At 70.8% G+C, this 20259-nt stretch carries 19 protein-coding genes and 1 pseudogene; 5 read left to right on the top strand and 15 right to left on the bottom strand.

The window, feature by feature from the left end; translation table 11 throughout:
- The 3 genes from RKE29_RS15815 to RKE29_RS15805 form a co-directional block, all read left to right on the top strand.
- Positions 1-161, top strand: a 161-nt coding sequence (locus tag RKE29_RS15815; RefSeq protein WP_312006030.1) for a helix-turn-helix domain-containing protein, incomplete at its 5' end; no start/stop codon positions are given.
- A 161-nt stretch (positions 162-322) separates the two neighbouring features.
- Positions 323-730 (top strand): hypothetical protein, encoded by a 408-nt coding sequence (locus RKE29_RS15810; RefSeq protein WP_312006029.1) that lies wholly within the window; start codon positions 323-325, stop codon positions 728-730.
- Positions 731-899: 169 nt separating this feature from the next.
- The gene (locus RKE29_RS15805) at positions 900-1835 is read left to right on the top strand and encodes a hypothetical protein (protein ID WP_312006028.1); all 936 of its coding nucleotides are present in this window, start codon (positions 900-902) and stop codon (positions 1833-1835) included.
- Positions 1836-1983: 148 nt separating this feature from the next.
- Here RKE29_RS15805 and RKE29_RS15800 read toward each other — a convergent pair whose 3' ends face one another.
- The 5 genes from RKE29_RS15800 to RKE29_RS15780 all read right to left on the bottom strand — a co-directional run bounded on the left by RKE29_RS15800 (position 1984) and on the right by RKE29_RS15780 (position 6516).
- Positions 1984-2928 carry an ABC transporter permease gene (locus tag RKE29_RS15800; protein WP_312006027.1) on the bottom strand — a complete coding sequence of 315 codons (945 nt, stop codon included), beginning with the start codon at positions 2926-2928 and terminating at the stop codon, positions 1984-1986.
- 65 nt (positions 2929-2993) lie between these two features.
- A complete protein-coding gene (locus RKE29_RS15795) occupies positions 2994-3917 on the bottom strand; it encodes an ABC transporter permease (RefSeq protein WP_312006026.1) in 924 nt (307 codons plus the stop codon).
- A gap of 3 nt (positions 3918-3920) precedes the next feature.
- Positions 3921-5549, bottom strand: coding sequence for an ABC transporter substrate-binding protein (locus RKE29_RS15790; RefSeq protein ID WP_312006025.1), 1629 nt, complete (start codon positions 5547-5549; stop codon positions 3921-3923).
- A 277-nt stretch (positions 5550-5826) separates the two neighbouring features.
- Entirely contained in the window at positions 5827-6156 is a 330-nt protein-coding gene (locus RKE29_RS15785) for a hypothetical protein (protein ID WP_312006024.1), read from the bottom strand.
- Between the two features lie 144 nt (positions 6157-6300).
- Complete coding sequence (locus tag RKE29_RS15780) at positions 6301-6516, bottom strand: hypothetical protein (RefSeq protein WP_312006023.1); 216 nt, start codon at positions 6514-6516, stop codon at positions 6301-6303.
- A 211-nt stretch (positions 6517-6727) separates the two neighbouring features.
- On the opposite strand from RKE29_RS15780, the gene RKE29_RS15775 reads away from it, so the two are divergent.
- Complete coding sequence (locus RKE29_RS15775; protein ID WP_312006022.1) at positions 6728-7585, top strand: helix-turn-helix transcriptional regulator; 858 nt, start codon at positions 6728-6730, stop codon at positions 7583-7585.
- On the top strand, positions 7585-7812 hold the full coding sequence (locus tag RKE29_RS15770) for a DUF397 domain-containing protein (RefSeq protein WP_312006021.1): 228 nt from the start codon (positions 7585-7587) through the stop codon (positions 7810-7812). Before RKE29_RS15775 ends, RKE29_RS15770 begins: the two co-directional genes overlap by 1 nt.
- Before the next feature lie 108 nt (positions 7813-7920).
- Here the strand turns inward: RKE29_RS15770 and argS are convergent, their stop codons facing one another.
- From argS to RKE29_RS15720, 10 genes and pseudogenes are all read right to left on the bottom strand, one after another.
- Positions 7921-9699 (bottom strand): arginine--tRNA ligase, encoded by a 1779-nt coding sequence (gene argS, locus RKE29_RS15765; protein WP_312006020.1) that lies wholly within the window; start codon positions 9697-9699, stop codon positions 7921-7923.
- A 151-nt stretch (positions 9700-9850) separates the two neighbouring features.
- Positions 9851-10684 carry an SAM-dependent methyltransferase gene (locus tag RKE29_RS15760; RefSeq protein WP_312006019.1) on the bottom strand — a complete coding sequence of 278 codons (834 nt, stop codon included), beginning with the start codon at positions 10682-10684 and terminating at the stop codon, positions 9851-9853.
- 49 nt (positions 10685-10733) lie between these two features.
- Positions 10734-10961 carry a hypothetical protein gene (locus RKE29_RS15755; protein WP_312006018.1) on the bottom strand — a complete coding sequence of 76 codons (228 nt, stop codon included), beginning with the start codon at positions 10959-10961 and terminating at the stop codon, positions 10734-10736.
- 249 nt (positions 10962-11210) lie between these two features.
- Positions 11211-12398 (bottom strand): dipeptide ABC transporter ATP-binding protein, encoded by a 1188-nt coding sequence (locus tag RKE29_RS15750; protein WP_312006017.1) that lies wholly within the window; start codon positions 12396-12398, stop codon positions 11211-11213.
- Positions 12391-13446: an ABC transporter ATP-binding protein gene (locus RKE29_RS15745; protein WP_312006016.1), complete on the bottom strand. Its 1056-nt coding sequence runs from the start codon at positions 13444-13446 to the stop codon at positions 12391-12393. The genes RKE29_RS15750 and RKE29_RS15745 overlap by 8 nt, the downstream gene beginning before the upstream one ends.
- An 11-nt stretch (positions 13447-13457) precedes the next feature.
- Positions 13458-14429, bottom strand: a complete 972-nt coding sequence (locus RKE29_RS15740) for an ABC transporter permease (RefSeq protein WP_312006015.1) — start codon at positions 14427-14429, stop codon at positions 13458-13460.
- Positions 14422-15348, bottom strand: a complete 927-nt coding sequence (locus RKE29_RS15735; protein WP_312006014.1) for an ABC transporter permease — start codon at positions 15346-15348, stop codon at positions 14422-14424. The genes RKE29_RS15740 and RKE29_RS15735 overlap by 8 nt, the downstream gene beginning before the upstream one ends.
- 137 nt (positions 15349-15485) lie before the next feature.
- Complete coding sequence (locus RKE29_RS15730) at positions 15486-17117, bottom strand: ABC transporter substrate-binding protein (RefSeq protein ID WP_312006013.1); 1632 nt, start codon at positions 17115-17117, stop codon at positions 15486-15488.
- A 468-nt stretch (positions 17118-17585) separates the two neighbouring features.
- Positions 17586-19451, bottom strand: a complete 1866-nt coding sequence (gene typA / locus RKE29_RS15725) for a translational GTPase TypA (protein ID WP_312006012.1) — start codon at positions 19449-19451, stop codon at positions 17586-17588.
- 243 nt (positions 19452-19694) lie between these two features.
- Positions 19695-20259 (bottom strand): annotated as a pseudogene (locus RKE29_RS15720) (ABC transporter family substrate-binding protein); the annotation flags it as partial.

Here is a 20259-nt window from a genome sequence, read left to right as displayed (position 1 = left end):
GCCGCGACCTCGCCGACCCGGCCCTGCGCGCCCTGCCCATCCACGGCGTCGCCACCCGATGCGGCTTCACGCACCCTTCCGACTTCAGCCGCGCCTTCCGCACCGCGTACGGCATATCCCCCCGGGAATTCCGCGCGCAGGCCGGGTCCGGAGCACCGTAGACGCGTCGTCAATCGTTGTGGACTGTCAGCCAACGACTTTCCGGTCCGCGGTCGGCATGCTTTTCCCGTACCCGATACGGGCCCTTCCGCCCGGTGAACTCACCGGGCCAGGAAAGGGAATTACCCGTTCCTTTTGTTGGGCGATGAAAGGAATGAGCACCATGCGTATACGGACCGCACTGGCCGGGATCGCCCTGGCGGGCGCCGCCGTCCTCTCCGCCGCCCTTCCCGCGCAGGCCACGGGATCGGCCGCGGAGGGCCACAGCTCCACCACCGGGACCGCCCAGGTCCTCTCCGCGCGGCTGTACGACGGCCTGAACTACGGCGGGGCGTCGCTGCCCGTCTACGACGACACCGGTTGCGACACCGACGTGTCCCTGGAGCACAGCATTCCGAATCTGGCGACCTCCGGGTTCGACAACCTGACGTCCTCCGCGCGCGGCTACGCGAACTGCGACGTCAAGCTCTTCGAACACATCAACTACCAGGGCATCCAGTCGGCGTGGTTCACCGAGTCGCCCGACCTCGGTGTCCTCAGCAACAAGGTGACGTCCGCCCAGTTCAGCTGATCCACCGGCACAACACCGGCCCCGCAGCCCGCAGCGGCTGCGGGGCCCCGGCCTGACCGGTCCACAGCGCCCGTACACCACCTGCCCGTCCCGGCCCGGCCGCCGACGGCACACCGAAGAGAACGGGGGATCAGCCGTGCGGAACCGGTCACGCCGGTACGGGCGGGGGGTGACGGCCGCGTGCGCGGTCCTGGCCGCGGGGCTGCTCGCCGCGTGCGGGACCAGCGGCGGGACCGGCGAGGGGACCAGCGAGGGAACCGGGAAGGGGACCGCGGACGGCCCGCCCCCGGCGGAGCGCGTGCCGAAGGTGACGAGCAGCGCGGACGTGCCCGGTCTGCCGCTCGACGCGCACGCGCTCACCCGGGAGCAGTACCTGACGTACATGAAGGGCCAGCGCGTCGCCGCCCGGCGGTGCATGGCGCGCTTCGGCTTCCCGGACTTCCGGGGCCTGGACTCCAGCGTCGACGCGTCCTACCGCGGCGACCGGGCCGACCCGTCGCGGTACTTCTACGCGATCGACGCGACCGGCGCCGCCCGGTACGGCTACCACTCCCCGCCCGAAGGGCCTCGAAGCACACCGCCGCCGGGCGGCGGCACCACGGCGGCGGAGAACGCCGTGTACCAGGGGGCGAACGCCGGGCGACGGGTCGCCGGGCGCACGGTGCCCGAGGGGGGCTGCTCGGCCGAGGCGTACCGGGTGACGCACGAGGGCGCGCAGGCGGGTGTCGACATCCTGAGCGGCGTTTCCAGGCCGCGGTACGACCTGTACCGGCAGGCGCAACGGGACGACCGGGTGCGGGCGGCCTTCGCCGGGTGGAGCGCGTGCATGAGGCGGTCCGGGCTCGCCTACGCCGACCCCATGGCGGCGCAGAACGACGTCCGCTGGCGGAAGGCCGCCGCGGCCACCCGGGAGGAGACCGCCGTGGCCGTCGCCGACGTGGCGTGCAAGCAGCGCACCAACACGGTCGGCGTGTGGTGGTCGGTCCTCGCGGCGTACGAGAAGCGGTACGCCACGCGGCACCGGGACGAGCTGGCGGACCTGCGCCGCGCCCGGGAGGCGGTCGTGCGCACCTGCGCCCGGCTGGTCGCGGAGGGCGAGCGGTGACGGCCTGACGGCCCGCCACCGGGGGTACGCCGACGGCGGGCGGTGGGACGGGCGGGGAATCCCGCCCTGATCCACGTGACCGTCTACGACGCGCGCGGCCGGATACTGGCCCGGTCGCCCGGGTGACGCGCCATCGCCCTGCCGCGCGTCACCGCAGCGTCGGGTCCAGCGCCTCCCGTACCGCGTCCCCCAGCATCACGAACGCGAGCACCGTGATGCTCAGCGCGCCCGCGGGCCACAGCAGCATGTGCGGCGCGTCGCGCAGCTCGGTGGACGCGGCCGAGATGTCGGTGCCCCAGGAGACGGTGGGCGGCTTCAGGCCCACGCCGATGAACGACAGCGTCGCCTCCAGCGAGATGTACGTGCCCAGCGCCAGCGTCGCCACGACGATCACGGGCGCCAGCGCCCCCGGCGCGATGTGCCGCAGCAGCACGCGCGTCCCGCTCGCGCCGAGCGCCCGCGCGGCCTGCACGTAGTCGTGCCGGGCGGTGGCCAGCACCGCGCCGCGCGCGATGCGGGAGATCTGCGGCCAGCCCAGCAGCACCAGGAAGCCGACCACCGGCCACACCGAGCCGCCGGCCATCACGGACAGGAACACCAGGCCGCCCAGCAGCACCGGGATGCCGAAGAAGACGTCGGCGACGCGCGAGAGCACCGCGTCCCACCAGCCGCCGCGGAAGCCCGCCAGCCCGCCGACGACGCCGCCGAGCAGGGCCGCGCCGGCCGTGGCGCACACGCCGACGGTCAGCGAGGCGCGCGCGCCGTAGACCGTACGGGTGTACACGTCGCGGCCCTGGGTGTCGAAGCCGAACGGGTGGCCGGGCTGCGGGCCCTCGCGCGCCCGCATCAGGTCGGCCCGGTACGGGTTGCCGTGCGCGACCAGGCCCGGCCAGACGGCGATGACCACGAGGAAGCCGATGGCCAGCGCGGACAGCAGGAAGACGGGGTCGCGCAGCAGGGTGCGGCGGGCGTCGGCCCACATGCCGCGCGCGGGCGGCGCGGGCGGGGGCGGCGGGCCGCCCGCCAGGCCCCAGGAGGTCTGGCGGGGGCGGCGCGGCGGCCCCGGCGGGCGCGGGGCGGCGGCCTCAGTCACGGCACTCACCCGGCACGGCGGAGGCGGACGGTTCACAGGGCGGCGCGCAGGGCGGCGCACACGGCTCACACATGGCGGATCCTCGGGTCGAGCAGGGCGTACAGCAGGTCCACGGCCAGGTTGGCGAGCAGGAAGACGATGACGAGGATGGTCACGAAGCCGACGACGGTCGGGGCGTTGTGGCGCAGGATGCCCTGGTAGAGCTGGTAGCCCACACCGTGGATGTTGAAGATCCGCTCGGTGACGACGGCGCCGCCGAGCAGCGCGCCGAGGTCCGTGCCGACGAAGGTGACGACGGGGATCAGCGAGTTGCGCAGCAGGTGGCGGGTGACGATGCGGCGGCGCGGCAGGCCCTTGGCGACGGCGGTGCGCAGGTAGTCGGCGCGGGTGTGCTCGGCCAGGCTGGTGCGGGTGAGCCGGGTGGTGTACGCGACGGAGACCAGGCCCAGCACCGCGCCGGGCAGCAGCAGTTGGCCCAGCGGCGCCTCGGGCGCGACGGTCGGGCTGACCCACGCCCACCGCACGCCGAGCAGGTACTGGAGCACGGTGCCGCTGACGAAGGTGGGCACGGCGAGCGCGACCAGGGTCAGCAGCAGGACGGCGGTGTCGGCCCCGCGCCCGCGGCGCAGCCCGGCGGCCAGCCCGAGGGCGATTCCGGCGGCCGACTCGAACACGACGGCGACGAGCGTGAGCCGGGCGGTGACCGGGAAGGCGGCGCGCATCAGGGCGGTGACCGGGTCGCCGGTGAAGGACGTGCCGAAGTCGCCGCGCAGCACCTGGCTCATGTAGTGGGCGTACTGCCGCCACAGCGGCCGGTCCAGGTACAGGTCGTGGCGTACGCGCGCGGCGGTGGCCGGATCCGGCGCCCGGTCGCCGAACAGGGCCGCGACCGGGTCGCCCAGCGCGTACACCATGAGGAAGATCAGGAACGTGCTGCCCGCGAGCACCGGGACCATCTGGAGCAGCCGTCGGATCACGTGCCGGGCCATGGCTCAGCCCGCCGCGATCCGCTCGTACACGGGCGTGCCGAACGGGTCGAGCGCCACGTCCGCCAGCCGCCGCGAGTAGCCCGCGCTGCCGTTCTGGTACCACAGCGGCACGGCGGGCATGCGGCGGGCCAGGATCCGCTCGGCGCGCTGGAAGGCGGCGACGGCCTCGCGCGGGGTGGCGGCGGCGTTGGCCCGGTCCACCTGGCGGTCGAAGTCCGCGTCGTGGAAGCGGGCGTCGTTGGAGGAGCCGCTGGTGTAGTACAGCGGCTGGAGGAAGTTCTGGATCAGCGGGTAGTCCATCTGCCAGGCCGCGCGGAACGGGCCGGTCATCCGCTGGTCGGTGAGCCGGTCGCGGTAGTCGGCGAACGTGCCCACCGGGCTGCCCGTGCACGCCCGGTCGTCGCCCAGCGCCCGGTTGATTCCGTTGCACACGGCGTCGACCCACTCCCGGTGCGAGCCGCTGTCGGCGTTGTACGCGATGGTCATCCGCCCGCCGGGCAGCCCGCCCGCCGCCCGGATCAGCCGCCGGGCCCGCTTCGGGTCGTACCCGCAGGCGTCCCCGCACAGGCCGGGCCGGTAGCCGCCGGTCGCGCGCAGCACCGGGGAGGTCCAGTCGGTGGCGGGGGTGCGGGTGCCGTGGAAGACGCGGTCGGTGACGGCCTTCCGGTCGATGGCCAGCGAGATCCCGCGCCGCAGCCCCGCCGCCCGCACCGAGCCCCACCGCCGGTCGTACATCGGGAAGGTGAGGGTCTGGAGGACCCCCGCGGGCTGGTTGACGTACCGCCCGCCGAGGTCGCCCGCGACGTGCGTGAGCTGCGCGGCGGGCAGGTCGTCCACCAGGTCGAGGTTGCCCGCCCGCAGGTCGGTGTAGGCGGTGGCGCTGTCGGTGTAGACCTGAAGGTCCACGCCCGCGTTGCGGGCCGGGTCGGGCCCGGGGTAGCCGGGGCGCGCGCGCAGCTTCATCACCGCCCCGCGCGTGTACGACGCCACCACGTACGGCCCGTTGCCGACCGGCCTGCTCAGCCACGCCTCGTGGTCGGTGAAGAACACGCGCGGCAGCGGGGCGTAAGCGGTATAGCCCAGGGTGGTCGGCCAGGTGGAGAACTTCTGCGTGAGCCGGACGGTAAACGTGCGCTTTCCGGTCACGCGCAGCCCGGAGAGCGTCTTCGCGGTCGGGCGGCCGCGGTCCGGGTGCACCCGGTCGTAGCCCTCGATGAACCGGAAGAAGTACGCGTTCTTCTGCCGGTGGTCCAGCAGCGCCCCGTAGTTCCAGGCGTCGGCGAAGGACCGGGCGGTGACCGGCTCGCCGTTGCTGAACGTCCAGCCGCGCCGGACGGTGATGGCGTACGTGCGCTGGTCGGCCGTCTCGATCCGCTCGGCGAGCGCGTTGCGGGCGGCGCCGGTGCGCGGGTCGTACCGCTTGAGCCCGCGGAAGATCATGCCGAGCACCTTGCCGCCGGGCACGTCGTTGGTGTTGGCCGGTTCCAGCGGGCTCTGCGGGTCGCTCCACGAGGCCCGTACGACCCCGGACTCGGCCGCGGCCCCGGCCACCCCTCCCCCGCACGCGCCCGCCCCCAGCCCGGCCAGCGCGACGGCGGCCAGCGTGAGGGCTGCCGCCGTGGCTGTGCGCATGGGTGCCCCCTGGGGTCCGCCGTGGGCCGGGCCCGTGGTTCGGGCCGGACCCCCAGCACACCCCGGGCGGCGGGCCCGCGCACGCCGTGCGGTCCGACCGGGCGCGGTCCGACCGGGCGAGGGCCCCGGCGGTGGGTGCGCGGCGCCTGCGGCGGGCCCTTCCCCTCCCCGCCCCTTCCCGCAACCGGGGCTCCGCCCCGGGCCCCGGCGGGCTGGCGAGGGCCCGAGCACCGGGACGGAACGTGCTGGGCGGCGCACGCGCATTCGCCAGCGAGACTCACGTGCCGAGTTCCGGGCCGAGGTCGACCACGGTGCACCGGCACAGTTCCAGGACGAGCTGGGACGCGAGGAACCAGGCCCGGTCCCGGTGCCCGTAAGGAAGATGGCCGCCGCCCGCCCTGACCAGCCTCCCCGAGCTGTCGGGCACGAAGAAGTCCCCCAGAACGGCGCGCGGGCGGGGCTTCCGGACCCGGACGGCGACCGGACGCGTCAGGTGCGGGCAGTGCCGTAGGGCGGTGGCCACGCACGGGAGACAGATCGGCGGCTTGGTGCTGTACGCCTCTTCCAGCCAGCCCTCGGAGCGCTCGGCGGCGTCCCGCTGAGGCATGAGGAACAACCAGCCGCGGGAGGTCCGGCTTGCCGCCCCGCCGCAGACCTGACAGAGGTTCCCCAGCATGGCTCGACGCTGGCGGGCGGGATGGACAGAGCGGAAGTCCGGCTTCCCCTGTCCAGGGGCTTCGGTCAGCCGACTTCACAGCACGCCGTGCGCGTCCCGGTCCGCCGACGTCTCGTCGCCGTAGCACAGCCCTGAACCGTCCGGGCGGACGGTGAGCGTGCCGACCGTGACGCGTTCCTCACTCCAGGGCGTGATGTAGGGCACGGGAATCCCGCCCGGCCCCCAGGTCATCACCGTCCGCTCGGCGAGGGCCGCTTCTGGCTTCCGGGCACGCGGTTCTGCCGATTTCAAGGGACTCCTCCCTGCTGTCACCCGTTCGAGGGGACCAACGACCTGTAGATGCAGGCGGGTTGGCGCCTGGCCAACCCGCACCTCTAGGATGCTGCCCCACACACACAGAGCGCAACCACCAATTTTCAAGTCCAATTGGACTTCACTTGAGGCCACTCGGGCCGGCCAGGACGACATACTGTGACCGGCGGAGAGACAGGAGGTGATCCACGTGGCGGCAGAGCCGACCATGCGCCGTCGGCTGCTGGGCATGGAACTGCGCAGCCTGCGTGAGGGTGCCGGGCGAACGTCCGAGGAGACGGCCGACCAGATGGGTTGGCACCCGTCCAAGATGACGCGCCTGGAGAGCGGCCGGAGCGGGCTGCGCGTCCACGAGGTGACAGCCCTTCTCGACTTCTACGGCGTCACCTCCGAGGAGACGCGCGACACGCTGGAGGGGCTCGCCCGGGAGGGCAAGCGCCGTACGTGGTGGCGGCCGTACAACGACGTGCTGGAGCGGCAGTACACCAACCTGCTCGCGTTCGAGTCGGAGGCCGAGACCGTCCGCAACTACGAACTCGCGCTGGTCCCGGGCCTGTTGCAGACGCCGGACTACGCGCGGGCCATCACCCGCGCACTTCAGCCGGACAGGCCGTCTGAGAAGGTGAACGCGCTGGTGGACGTACGGCTACAGCGCCAGAACCAGGCCCTGTCCCGCGAAGACCCGTTGAGCCTCTGGGCGATTGTGGACGAGGCCGCCCTGCGCCGCGAGGTCGGCAGCCCGGCCGTCATGACCAGGCAGGTCCGGGCACTGGCGGAAGCCTCGGAGCGCACCAACATCACGTTGCAGGTGCTGCCCTTCGGAGCCGGGGCCCATGTCGCTCTGCTCGGGTCCTTCGTGATCTACGGGTTCCCGATCCGCAGCGACCTCGACGTGGTGTACGTCGAAGGGCAGGCAGGTAGTGTCTACCTCGAACGCGAGCAGGACCGCACGACCTACGGTCACGCCTTCGACCTGCTCCGGGCGGACGCACTCGGTGTCGATCAAACGCGCGACTTCCTCACGCGCTTCATGAAGGAGCAGGGTTGATGTACCGCACTACCGGCAGCGGCAGCGTGGCGGTTCTGTCCGGCGCTGTGTGGCGCACCAGTTCCTACAGCGGGGCGCAGGGCAACTGCGTGGAGGTCGCCGACGGCTGCCCCGGCCTCGTCCCCGTCCGGGACAGCAAGGTCGCGGACGGCCCGGTGCTCCTCGTCTCCGCAGACGGCTGGTCGTCGTTCGTCGCCGCCCTCAAGGACAGGGCCCTACCGGTCTGAGAACACCCGATCGGCTTCCCCGAGAGCCCGCCCCCGATCTCTGGAGCGGGCTCTCGGTCTTGCCACTCGGCAGCGCGGTGAGGGATGACAGCACCGGGAGGTTTCAGGTCACATCCTGCTCGGAGCAGTGATGCCCAGCAGGCCGAGGCCCTGGGCGAGGGTCGCACCGGTGAGCCGGCACAGTGCGAGCCGGTTCGCGCGGACCTCTGCGGAGTCGGCCTTGAGTACGGGGCAGGACTCGTAGAAGTACGTGTACGCCGTGGCCAGCTCGTAGAGGTAGCCGGCCAACCGGTGAGGCTCCAGGGTCGACGCCACCGCGTTGAGCGTGGCGCTGAACTCGTCAAGTAGCAGAGCGAGTTCCCGCTCGGCTGGTTGCAGTGTGAGGCCGGGCAGGAACCGGTAGTCGTCTGCCGCTGCCTCGTGCGCCTTGCGCAGGATGGACGCGATTCGTGTGTGGGTGTACTGCAAGTACACGCCCGTCTGACCGCTGAAGGAGACCATCCTGCTGACGTCGAAGGCGTAGTCGCGCGTCCGTGACGTCGACAGCTCCGCGTATTTGACCGCCCCCACGCTGGCGATCTCCGCGGTGGCATCGAGGAGGTCGGCGCTGACGGATGGGTCTTTCTCCGCGACGACCTCCCGTGCGCGGCGCAGCGCGTCATCGAGCAGGTCCGCGAGCCGGACGGTTCCGCCGGAGCGGGTCTTGAAGGGGCGGCCGTCGGGTCCGTTGATGGTGCCGTTCTGGACGTGGACGGGCTCCACGCTGTCGGTCAGCCAGCCAGCGCGTGCGGCCGTACGGAAGACCATGTCGAAATGCTGGGACTGCCGGGCATCCACCACGTACAGCAGCCGATTGGCCTTCAGTTCCTGGGTGCGGTAGCGGATGGCCGCCAGGTCGGTCGCGGCGTAGCCGAACCCGCCGTCGCGCTTCTGCACCAGCAGCGGCGTCGGCTTGTCGTCGGGCCCGCGGACGTCGTCGAAGAACACGCACAGCGCGCCTTCGCTCTCGACCAGCACGCCCTTGGTCCGCAGCTCGTCGACGACGTCCTGGAGCCGGGGGTTGTAGAAGGACTCACCAGCCACGTCGTCTGGAGTCAGCAGTACGCCGAGGCGCTTGTAGATCCGCTGGAATGCTTCTTCGGACTCAGCGACGATCTCGCGCCACGCGGAGACGGTCTCGTCGTCGCCTGCCTGCAAGGCGACGACCCGCTGTTGCGCCCGCTCCTTGAACGCCGGATCCGCGTCGAACCGGGCCCGCGCCGCCCGGTAGAGCGCGTCCAGGGCGGAGACCGCCGTACCGGTGAGGGCCTGCTCGACATCCGCGCTCCGCCAGGGCTGCTCGGGGTGCTCGAAGATGTGCTGGATCAGCATGCCGAACTGGGTGCCCCAGTCGCCGACGTGGTTCTGCCGCACCACCTCGGCACCGAGATGTCCCAGGATCCGGACGAGCGCGTCACCGATCAGCGTGGAGCGCAGGTGCCCTACGTGCATCTCTTTTGCCACGTTGGGGCCCGAGTAATCGACGACCACCCGCTGTGACTCCTGCGTCCGGGATACCCCGAGGTGGGGGTCCTCCAGACGCGCGCTCAGGCGTTCGAGGAGAACGGTGTCCGACAGGATGATGTTGAGAAAGCCGGGACCGGACACTTCGACGGAGGCCACGAAAGGCGCGGTCGACACGTGGTCGGACAGCGTCGCCGCGAGGTCACGTGGCGCCTGTCCGACTCGCTTGGCCAGTGAGAGGGCGACGTTCGACTGGAAGTCCGCCCGGTCGGAGCGGCGAACCAGCGGGTCCTCCCCAGCCAACTCGACCGGCAGAGCCGCAGCCATCGCCGCCGACACCGCCGCCGACACCTCGTCGGCCAAGGACCGGACCTGATCCGTCATGTTTCGCGCACACCCTCCATGCATGAGCCGACATCGCCTACGAGTCAGGCTCCGCCATCCACGGACGTGACAGTGCGCTCGCAGCCAGCGGCATAGCCGACCCGGAGCGCGCTGTCACCCCTAAGCATGTCAGGTTTGCAGCGGAGCGCTGTCACTCCATGTCGATCAAGGTGCGCAAATGCGCCACGCTGGAAACTGCGGCGGCCAGTTCGCGGTCGGCGACCCGCTGTCGCTCGACCGGAGGGATGTAGAGGATGTGCTGAGAGGTCGCCACCTCGGAGAGGACGCCGAGTTCACCGATCGGGATATCCGCGATTTCTGGCCGGGTGAACGGAAAAGAGGCGCTGTGCACCAGTCTGGTCACGTGATCTGCGGGGTAGAACTGCTCCAGGTACTGCTGTAGACGCGAGAACCGTTCCGGCCGGTTTTTGTGCGTCGAGTAGAGCGAGGTTTCCACAGAGTTCACCTGCCATAAAAACAGGGGAACAGTCGGGATGAGGGGATACCGTCGCAGGAGCAGCGTTGTCGCCTCGAACATCATCGCGCCCTCCGGACCGGGATCGAATCCCAGGTCGGCCCATACAGTGTCGAGCGAGGAGATGCCGGGCACGATCTCCACCGGGATGGAGCGCTCTTTCGCGGCCTGCATGATGAGCTGTGACGGCGTCACCAGGACGAGGGGATGTCCCGAGGTGACGTAGGCGACGTGGCGGCCGGCGGTCGCGGCGGCGATCACGATACCGGCGACTTCGTGGTACGTCTCCCTGCGGGCCTTGTCCTCTGCGTAAGCGGTCGAAAGATCGACGGCTTTCGGGTCGAAATGCTCGCGAAGGTAGTCCAACACGAGACTCTGCGCGTGCAGGACATAGAGTTCGTCGGCGGCACGCAACGCGGCTTCCGCCTCGCGGCTCATCTGTATGAGACTGACTGTACCGATTCCCACGATGGAAATGCGAGCCGCGCCTGAGTTTGCAGGTTCGATCACGAAGAACCTCTCTGATCAGAACTCGAATCGGACGCGCTGACAGAAAGGGTCAGTCAGTCAGGCCGTCGTCGTCGTAGGCGCCGTTCTCGCGGATGTGAAAGTACTTCCTGTCGTCGAGAAGCCTGTAGAGGGCGTTCTCGTCTCCGCTCAGCAGCGCCGAGCTTTCCTCCTCAGCGAGGGTGTAACCCGCGAGGACCCGAGGGTCGCCGTCGCGCAGTCCCGCGCGAAGCTCAGAGTCGTGGTTGCTCCGTAAGAGCACCTGGCGAAGGTCCGACATCACAACCTCCAGATCAATCGTGTGACGACTAGACTACCCAGGGCTACGAACCTCGTCCAGGGTCCGAGACAGGTCCCGCTCATCCTCCTTGTCGACCACTCCAGACTCGCCGCCCCTCTGCTCCTGCCCTGAGCCGGGCCTCGGGCGACTGTCCTGGGCAGACCGGCGGGGCACCGGCCGGAAAAGGAGCAGGGAAGGAAGCGGCGGCCGCTTCCTTCCCCGAACCGGGCAGGCGCACCCCGCAAGGGGCTACGCGTGCACCACGTCCCGCTCCTCCGCGAAGTGGCACGCCGACTCGTGGGCCACCGGCGAGTCAAGGCCCGCGAAGCGGGCCGGGACCGCCAGCGCCGGCTCCTCCTGCGCGCACCGCGCCTGCGCCTTCCAGCAGCGCGTGCGGAAGCGGCAGCCCGACGGCGGGTTGGCCGGGGAGGGCACGTCGCCCGCGAGGATGATCCGCTCGCGGCCGTCGCGCGCCTGCGGGTCGGGGACGGGCACGGCCGACAGGAGGGCCTGGGTGTACGGGTGGGTGGGGTGGTCGTAGATCTCGGTGTCGGTGCCGATCTCGGCCATCCTGCCCAGGTACATCACGCCGACCCGGTCGGAGATGTGCCGGACGATGGACAGGTCGTGGGCGATGAAGAGGTAGGACAGGTCGAACTGGTCCTGGAGCTTCTCCATCAGGTTGATGACCTGCGCCTGTACGGACACGTCCAGCGCGGACACCGGCTCGTCGCAGATGATCACCTCGGGGTTCAGGGCGAGGCCGCGGGCGATGCCGATGCGCTGGCGCTGGCCGCCGGAGAACTGGTGCGGGTAGCGGTTGATGTACTCCGGGTTCAGGCCGACGACGTCCAGCAGCTCCTGCACGCGGCGGCGCCGGTCGCCCTTGGGGGCCGCCTCGGGGTGGATCTCGAAGGGCTCGCCGATGATGTCGCCGACCGTCATGCGCGGGTTCAGCGAGGTGTACGGGTCCTGGAAGACCATCTGGATGTTGCGGCGCACGGCCTTCAGGGCGCGGCCGGACAGCCGGGTGATGTCCTGGCCCTTGTAGAAGACCTGGCCCGCGGTGGGGGTCTCCAGGGTCATCAGCAGCTTGGCGACGGTGGACTTGCCGCAGCCGGACTCGCCGACGATGCCCAGCGTCTCGCCCTTGTACAGGTCGAAGGAGACGCCGTCGACGGCCTTGACCGCGCCGATCTGCCGCTTGAAGAGGATGCCCTGGGTGAGCGGGAAGTGCTTGACCAGGCCGCGCACCTGGAGGATCGGCTCGCCGCGCTCGGCGGGGGCCTCGATGGCGGCGACGGCGGCCTCGGTCTCGGACTCGGGTCCGGGCCCGGGTCCGGCGGCCGTCCCGGTCCCGGGGGCCGGCTCCGCACCCGTACGATCAGCCGTCGTACCGGAGGGGGCCGCCGGCTTCTCCAGCTCCGCCTCAGCCATGGATCGTCTCCTTCCAGAAGTGGCACGCGCTCCCGCGGCCCGGCAGCTCGCCGCCGTCCGGCTCGGTGACCTGGTGCAGCGGGGGCACGTCCGTACGGCACACGTCCTGTGCCCGCGGGCAGCGCGGGTGGAAGGCGCAGCCGTCGGGGATGCGGGTGAGGTTGGGCGGCAGGCCCTTGATGGCGTACAGCTCCTGGCCCTTGCGGTCCAGGCGGGGGATGGAGTCGAGCAGGCCGCGGGTGTACGGGTGGGCGGGCCGCCGGTACAGCTCGTGTACGGGCGCGGTCTCCACGATCCGGCCCGCGTACATCACCGCGATCTTGTCGGCGACGTCGGCGACGACGCCCAGGTCGTGGGTGATGAGGATCAGGCCCATGCGGTACTCCCGCTGGAGCTCCGCCAGCAGCTCCATGACCTGCGCCTGTACGGTCACGTCGAGCGCGGTCGTGGGCTCGTCGGCGATGATCAGGTCGGGTTCCAGGGCCAGCGCCATGGCGATCATGATGCGCTGGCGCATGCCGCCGGAGAACTGGTGCGGGTAGTCCCCCACCCGCTCCCGGGCGGCCGGGATACGCACCCGCTCCATCAGCTCCACGGCCCTGGCCCTGGCCTCCTTGCGGCCGAGGCCCTGGTGGACGCGGAACATCTCGCCGAGCTGGTAGCCGACCGACAGCACGGGGTTCAGGGCGGACAGCGCGTCCTGGAAGATCATGGCGATCTTCTGGCCGCGGATCTTCCGGCGCGCCTCCTTGGACATGGTGAGCATGTCCTGGCCGTGGAAGAGGATCTCCCCCCGGGGGATGCGGCCGGGCGGCATGTCGAGGATGCCCATGATCGCCTGGGCGGTGACGGACTTGCCGGAGCCGGACTCGCCGAGGACGGCCAGGGTCTCGCCGGCCGACACGCTGTAGTTCACGCCGTTGACGGCCCTGGCCACGCCGTCCCGGGTGTGGAACTCCACGTGCAGGTCGCGGACCTCCAGCAGCGGTGCGCCGTCCGGGGTGCGGCCCGGGGCGGGGGCCGTCGCGGTCTTCTCGGTGGTGGTCACGTACGCCCTCCTCAGCGCAGCTTGGGGTCGAGGGCGTCGCGCACCGCGTCGCCGAGCATGATGAACGCGAAGACCGTCAGGCTCAGCATGCCTGCCGGGAACAGCATCACATGCGGGTGGTCGCGAATGACGTCACGCGCCGCGTTGATGTCGATTCCCCACGAGATGGCCGGGTCCGACAGGCCCATGCCGAGGTACGACAGGGTGGCCTCGGCCGAGATGAAGCCGCCCAGGGAGATGGTGGCGACGACGATCGCGGGGGCGACGGAGTTGGGCAGGATGTGGCGCAGCAGGATGCGGCCGGTGCCCGCGCCGAGCGCCTTGGCGGCCACCACGTAGTCGGCGTGCTTGGTGGTGATCACCGCGCTGCGCGTCACCCGGGCGATGGACGTCCACCCGAGGAAGGCCAGCGCGCCGGAGACCACCCACACCTTGCGGTCGGTGAAGGCGTTCAGGGCGACCATCGTGCCCAGCAGGAACGGCAGCCCGAAGAAGATGTCGGTGATCCGGGAGATCAGGGCGTCGATCCAGCCGCCGAAGTAGCCGCTGAGCATGCCCAGCAGCCCGCCGACGAGGGTGACCACGACGGTGGTGCCGACGCCGACCAGGACGGAGGCGCGGGTGCCGTAGACGACGCGGGCGTAGACGCTGCGGCCCTGGTTGTCGTAGCCGAACCAGTCGGACTGGAACAGGTGCCCGTACTCCGGCCCGGTCAGGAAGTGGTTGGTCAGGTCGGCGTGGCGCGGGTCGGTGCCGGTGAACAGGCCGGGGAAGGCCGCGATCATCACCAGCAGCACGAGCAGCACCGAGGAGATCCAGAACATGGGCCGGCGGCGCAGGTCGTACCAGGCGTCCGTCCACAGACTGCGCGGCCTGCCAGGGCCCGGGCCCGCGGCGGACGGCTCGGGCGGCTCGGCGGCGGCGAGGACGGACCCGGTGACCGGGGCGCCGGCGGCGGTCGTCGCGTCGGTCAGGTCAGGCATACCGGATCCTCGGGTCCAGGACCGCGTACAGCAGGTCGATGATCAGGTTGAGGACGAGGAAGACCAGGACGAAGATCGTCACGACGCCGGTGATGGTGCTGCCCTCGCGCTGGCTGAGCGCCTTGTACAGCAGGTTGCCGACGCCCTGGACGTTGAAGATGCCCTCGGTGACCACGGCGCCGCCGAACAGGGTGCCGAAGTCGGCGCCGAGGTAGGTGACCACCGGGATGAGCGAGTTGCGCAGCAGGTGGACGCCGACCACGCGGCGGCGCGGCAGGCCCTTGGCCACGGCGGTGCGCATGTAGTCGGCGCGCAGGTTCTCCGCGAAGGTGGTCCGGGTCAGCCGGGCCACGTACGCCATGGACAGCAGGGCCAGCACGAAGCCGGGCAGGACCAGCTGGGTGATGTCCTCGGAGTCCTGCACGTTCGGGGTGACCCAGCCGAGCTGGTTGGCGAAGATCGTCTGGGCGAAGTAGCCGAGGACGAACACCGGGATCGAGATGACCACCAGGGTGAAGATCAGGACGCCGGTGTCGGCGGCCTTGCCGGCCTTCAGGCCGGCCCAGGCGCCGAGGCCGATGCCCAGGACGATCTCGATGAGCAGGGCCACCACGGCCAGCCGGACGCTGACGGGGAACGCCTCGGAGACCTCGTCCCACACCGGACGGCCGCCGAAGGTCTGCCCGAAGTCGCCCTGGAACAGGCCCTTCATGTAGTCGACGTACTGCTGCCACAGCGGCTTGTCGAGGCCGAAGGAGTGGCGCAGCTGCTCGATCTGGGCCGGGTCGGCCGCCTTGTCGCCCCACATCGCCCGGACCGGGTCGCCGGGCAGCGAGTGCACCATCAGGAAGATCAGCAGAGTGGTCCCGATGAACACCGGGATCATCTGGAGCAGTCGCCGCGCGACGTAACGCCCCATAGTGGATCATGCCTCCATGCCGTGGGGGGTGGCACGGGGGCCGCCGGCCGTCAGCCGCGGCCCCCGTGCCCCGCCCGCGGGCTCCGCGCCCCTGGCGGGGCGGCGGCGCCGGCGGGCGGTCCCGGGTGCGCTGCGGACTACTGCTTCACCTGGACGTCGGTGAAGATCGGGTCGCCGTCCTGGCCCATCGGCATCTTGCCGTAGATGTGCGCGGACTGGCCGGACTCCACCCGGTAGTACCACAGGGGGATCGACGGCAGGTCCTTGACCAGCACCTTCTCGGCTTCCTGGTACAGCCGCTGGGACTCCGCGAGGGTCTTGGCGGTGTCGGCCCGCTGCGACAGCCGGTCGAACTCGGCGTTGGAGTACCCGCCGGTGTTGCCCGCGGCCTCGGAGCCGTACAGGTCGCGCAGGAAGTTCGCGTTGAACGGGTAGTCGAGCACCCACCCGGACCGGTACATCGACTTGACCTGCTTGTTGTCACGCGCGTTGAGGTCGGCCTGGAAGTCGGGCTTGGCGTCGCCGACGCACTCCACGTCCAGCGCCTGACGGACGCTGTTGCACACCGCGTCGACCCAGATCTTGTGCGGCTGGTCGGCGTTGTACTGGATGGTGACCTTGCCGCCGGGGATGCCGCCGCCCGCCTGGACGAGCTGCTTGGCCTTGGCCGGGTTGTACGTGCAGGTCTCGCCGCACACCCCTTCCTGGTGGCCGAGTACGCCCTTGGCCACGAAGCCGGTGGCCGGGATACGGCTGCCGTTGAGCACCTTCTTGGTGATCGTGTCCCGGTCGATGGCCATCGATATGCCCTGCTTGACGCGGGGGTCGATGTCCTTCCACTGCTGGGTGTAGAAGGCGAAGGAGATGTTCTGGATGGCGCTCTGGTCGGTGTCGATCGCGCGCTCGCCCAGGTCGCTGCGGAAGTTGGCCAGCGAGGTGGTCGGGATCTGCTCGATCCAGTCCAGGCTGCCCGAGCGCAGTGCGGAGTAGGCGGAGTCGGCGGTGGTGTAGTTGACGAAGTCGATGCCGCCGTTCCTGGCCTTGTTCGGGCCGGTGTAGCCGTCGAACCGGCGCACCTGGATCAGCTTCTTGTGGTCCCACTTGACGAACTCGTAGGGGCCGTTGCCGATCGGGTGGTCGCCGAACCCCTTGGGGTCCTTGTAGAAGGCCTGCGGCAGCGGCGACCAGACGTCGTAGCCGAGCTTGTACTCGAAGTAGGCGACCGGATTGGTCAGCTCGATGGAGAACTCGTTGTCGTTCACCACCTTCAGACCGGACATCACGGCGGCCTTCGGCTCGCCCTTGTCGGGGTGCACGTCGGCGTAGCCCTTGATGTCCGCGAACCAGCTGCTGTTGAGCTGGTTGTTCTTCACGTTCGCCGCCCAGTTCCAGGCGTCGACGTAGGACTTCGCGGTGACCGTCTCGCCGTTGTGGAACTTCCAGCCCGGCTTGAGCTTGACGGTCCAGTGCTGGGAGTCGGAGGTGGTGATCGACTCGGCGTTGACGTTGAACAGCTTGCCGGTGCCCGGCTGGTAGTCGACCAGACCGGAGAAGACCTGCCGGATGACGCGGCTGCCCTGGCTGTCCTTGGAGTTCGCCGGCTGAAGACCGCGCTCCGGCTCGCTGAGCTGGGCCTTGATGATCCCGTTGGGATCGGGCTTGCCGCTCGTCGGGCTGCCGTCCTCATCGTCGCCGCCGCCACAGGCAGTGGCGGCCAGCGCCACCACCGCGGCCATAGCGACCCATCTGGCGCTCTTGGCACCGCGCATGGGAATGCCTCCTCAGGAGTCCCTGTCATGAGAAGGGCACCGGACGCTGAACGCCTCCGGACAGCGCGTGACGGTACCCCCGTGTGCGCTCGCGGGGCATCGTTCCCCCGATGGTCACGACCCGTTGACCCGAGCTCGGTGGACCCATCATTGAGCACCCCCAGCGCGTAAAACCACACTGAACGGGTCTCGCTTTGGTCACGAGGTCTACGCGCGGAGCCTCGAAATACGGACAAAAGTATCAGCGACAGACACCCGCGAAACGGACTGTTAACACGCCATGCGGACATTAGTGTTCGATATTCGGACGCGCCGCGCGGCTTAATCATTTGACCAATGCCCAGGCCATGTGTGTAGGGAAACGCGAAAGCCCGGAACCACGCTGCGTGGAAGCAGGGGTTCCGGGCTGTGAGCGCCAGCTGTGAGCGATGCTGTACGCGGCAGACGGCGCGGCGCGGCGCGCCGGGGCTACCGCTTGGCGCGGGAGGCGGCGCGGGCGCGGTCCTTCTGGTCCAGGACGACCTTGCGGATACGGACCGTCTCCGGCGTCACCTCGACGCACTCGTCGTCGCGGCAGAACTCCAGCGACTGCTCCAGCGACAGCAGCCGGGGCGGCACCAGCGACTCGGTCACGTCGGCGGTCGAGGACCGCATGTTCGTGAGCTTCTTCTCCTTGGTGATGTTCACGTCCATGTCGTCGGAACGGCTGTTCTCGCCGACGATCATGCCCTCGTACACCTCCGTGCCCGGCGAGACGAACAGCGTGCCGCGCTCCTGGAGGTTGGTCATCGCGAACGCGGTCACCGCGCCCGCCCGGTCGGCCACCAGCGACCCGCTGCTGCGGGTGCGCAGCTCGCCGAACCACGGCTCGTGGCCCTCGAAGATCGAGTGCGCGATGCCGGTGCCCCGGGTGTCGGTCAGGAACTCCGTGCGGAACCCGATCAGGCCGCGCGAGGGCACCACGAACTCCATGCGCACCCAGCCCGAGCCGTGGTTGGTCATGGTCTCCATGCGGCCCTTGCGCTGCGCCATGAGCTGGGTGACCGCGCCCAGGTGCTCCTCCGGGCAGTCGATGGTCATCCGCTCGACGGGCTCCTGCACCTTGCCGTCGACCTCCTTGGTGACCACCTGCGGCTTGCCGACCGTCAACTCGTACCCCTCGCGGCGCATGGTCTCCACCAGGATCGCCAGCGCCAGCTCGCCGCGGCCCTGCACCTCCCAGGCGTCCGGCCGCTCGGTGGGCAGCACGCGCAGCGAGACGTTGCCGATCAGCTCGCGGTCCAGGCGGTCCTTGACCATCCGCGCGGTGACCTTGTGGCCCTTGCCGCCCTTGCCCACCAGCGGCGACGTGTTGGTGCCGATCGTCATCGAGATCGCCGGCTCATCCACCGTGATCAGCGGCAGCGCGATCGGGTTCTCCGGGTCGGCCAGCGTCTCGCCGATCATGATGTCCGGGATGCCGGCGACCGCGCAGATGTCGCCGGGACCTGCCGCCTCCGCGGGCTTGCGGGTCAGCGCCTCGGTCATCAGCAGCTCGGTGATGCGGACGTTCGCCACCGAGCCGTCGCGCCGGATCCAGGCGACCGTCTGCCCCTTGCGCAACTCGCCCTGCACGACCCGCAGCAGCGCGATGCGGCCGAGGAAGTTGTCCGCGTCGAGGTTGGTGACGTGGGCCTGGAGCGGCGCGCCCGCGTCGTACTCCGGCGCGGGGACGGTGGACAGGATGGTGGAGAAGAACGGCTCCAGGCTGTCGCTGTCGGACGGGACCGTGCCGTCCTCCGGCTTGGTCAGCGACGCCACGCCGTCACGCGCGCACGCGAAGACGATCGGGAACTCGATCTGCTCCTCGGTGGCGTCCAGGTCGAGGAACAGGTCGTACGTCTCGTCCACGACCTCGGCGATACGGGCGTCGGGGCGGTCGGTCTTGTTGATACACAGGATGACCGGCAGCTTGGCCTGAAGCGCCTTGCGCAGCACGAACCGGGTCTGCGGCAGCGGGCCCTCGGAGGCGTCCACCAGCAGCACCACCGCGTCGACCATGGACAGGCCGCGCTCGACCTCACCGCCGAAGTCGGCGTGGCCCGGGGTGTCGATGATGTTGATCGTGACCGGGTCGCCGCCGGCCGGGGGGTGGTACTTCACGGCGGTGTTCTTGGCGAGAATGGTGATGCCCTTCTCGCGCTCCAGGTCGCCGGTGTCCATGACACGCTCGTCCACCTGCTGGTGTGCGGCGAACGCGCCCGCCTGCTTCAGCATGGCGTCGACAAGGGTGGTCTTGCCGTGGTCGACGTGGGCGACGATGGCGACATTGCGGATATCGTGGCGCGTGGGCATACCTGCGGCGCTTCTCCCGGGATCGTGGACGGCGGCGCGGACCTGGCCGGTGCGCCTTGCCGGGCTGGTCAAGTCACGCCACGGCCTGCCGCCCATGGTACGGGGCGGGCGCGCGGGCGTGCGGGGGGCTGTGGACAACGCCGGGCGCGGCCCGGCGGCGCCTGTGGACAACCGCCCCGGGCCGCCTCCGCCGCCGTACGCCTCCCGGGGCCGCCAGGCCCGCCCCCGCACGCCCGCCGGGCCCTACCGCTGCCCGCGCCGGAAGCCGATGTCCTCGTAGCGGGGCGTGGCGAAGCCGAAGGCCCCGGCGTTGGCGACCGAGCGCCGCACCGCGACCAGCTGCGGGCGCTGGTAGAGGGGGATCGATCCGGCCGCCGCCCAGATCCGGGCGTCCGCGCGCCGGACCAGCGCGCGGGCCGCGCCCTCGTCCAGTTCGCCGGCCGCCTGCCGGAAGAGCTGGTCGATCTGGTCCGTGCCGACCCGGGTGTAGTTCTGCTCCACCATCGGCGCGCCGTCCGCGCCGGGCCGCGGCTTGGCGTAGACCGGGCGGGCGTCGGTGGCCGGGTAGGCGGTGGCCGGCCAGGAGTACAGCGCCAGGTCGAAGTCGCCCGCGGCCACGTGGTCGCGGAAGTATCCGCCGCCGGCCACCCGGACCGGCACGGCGCGGATGCCCACCGCGTCCAGCATCCGGGCCACCCGGTCGCCGACGCGGCGCAGCGGGGCCGCCTCCGGCCCGGCCGGGAGCACCATGCGCAGCACGAGCGGCCTGCCGCGCCGGGTGAGCGCCGGGGCCGCGCCGCCGCGGGCG

It is taken from the genome of Streptomyces sp. B1866, from assembly GCF_031932565.1.
Lineage (GTDB): Bacteria > Actinomycetota > Actinomycetes > Streptomycetales > Streptomycetaceae > Streptomyces.
This window is presented reverse-complemented; position numbering and strand designations above follow the sequence as displayed.

Excerpts from the sequence above, each read along its gene's own strand:
- RKE29_RS15730 (WP_312006013.1), bottom strand. The coding sequence starts at position 17,117 with ATGCGCGGTGCCAAGAGCGCCAGATGGGTCGCTATGGCCGCGGTGGTG.
- RKE29_RS15740 (WP_312006015.1), bottom strand. The coding sequence starts at position 14,429 with ATGCCTGACCTGACCGACGCGACGACCGCCGCCGGCGCCCCGGTCACC.
- RKE29_RS15790 (WP_312006025.1), bottom strand. The coding sequence starts at position 5,549 with ATGCGCACAGCCACGGCGGCAGCCCTCACGCTGGCCGCCGTCGCGCTG.
- typA (WP_312006012.1), bottom strand. The coding sequence starts at position 19,451 with ATGCCCACGCGCCACGATATCCGCAATGTCGCCATCGTCGCCCACGTC.
- RKE29_RS15770 (WP_312006021.1), top strand. The coding sequence starts at position 7,585 with ATGTACCGCACTACCGGCAGCGGCAGCGTGGCGGTTCTGTCCGGCGCT.
- RKE29_RS15795 (WP_312006026.1), bottom strand. The coding sequence starts at position 3,917 with ATGGCCCGGCACGTGATCCGACGGCTGCTCCAGATGGTCCCGGTGCTC.
- RKE29_RS15735 (WP_312006014.1), bottom strand. The coding sequence starts at position 15,348 with ATGGGGCGTTACGTCGCGCGGCGACTGCTCCAGATGATCCCGGTGTTC.
- RKE29_RS15750 (WP_312006017.1), bottom strand. The coding sequence starts at position 12,398 with ATGGCTGAGGCGGAGCTGGAGAAGCCGGCGGCCCCCTCCGGTACGACG.
- RKE29_RS15785 (WP_312006024.1), bottom strand. The coding sequence starts at position 6,156 with ATGCCTCAGCGGGACGCCGCCGAGCGCTCCGAGGGCTGGCTGGAAGAG.
- RKE29_RS15755 (WP_312006018.1), bottom strand. The coding sequence starts at position 10,961 with ATGTCGGACCTTCGCCAGGTGCTCTTACGGAGCAACCACGACTCTGAG.
- argS (WP_312006020.1), bottom strand. The coding sequence starts at position 9,699 with ATGACGGATCAGGTCCGGTCCTTGGCCGACGAGGTGTCGGCGGCGGTG.
- RKE29_RS15810 (WP_312006029.1), top strand. The coding sequence starts at position 323 with ATGCGTATACGGACCGCACTGGCCGGGATCGCCCTGGCGGGCGCCGCC.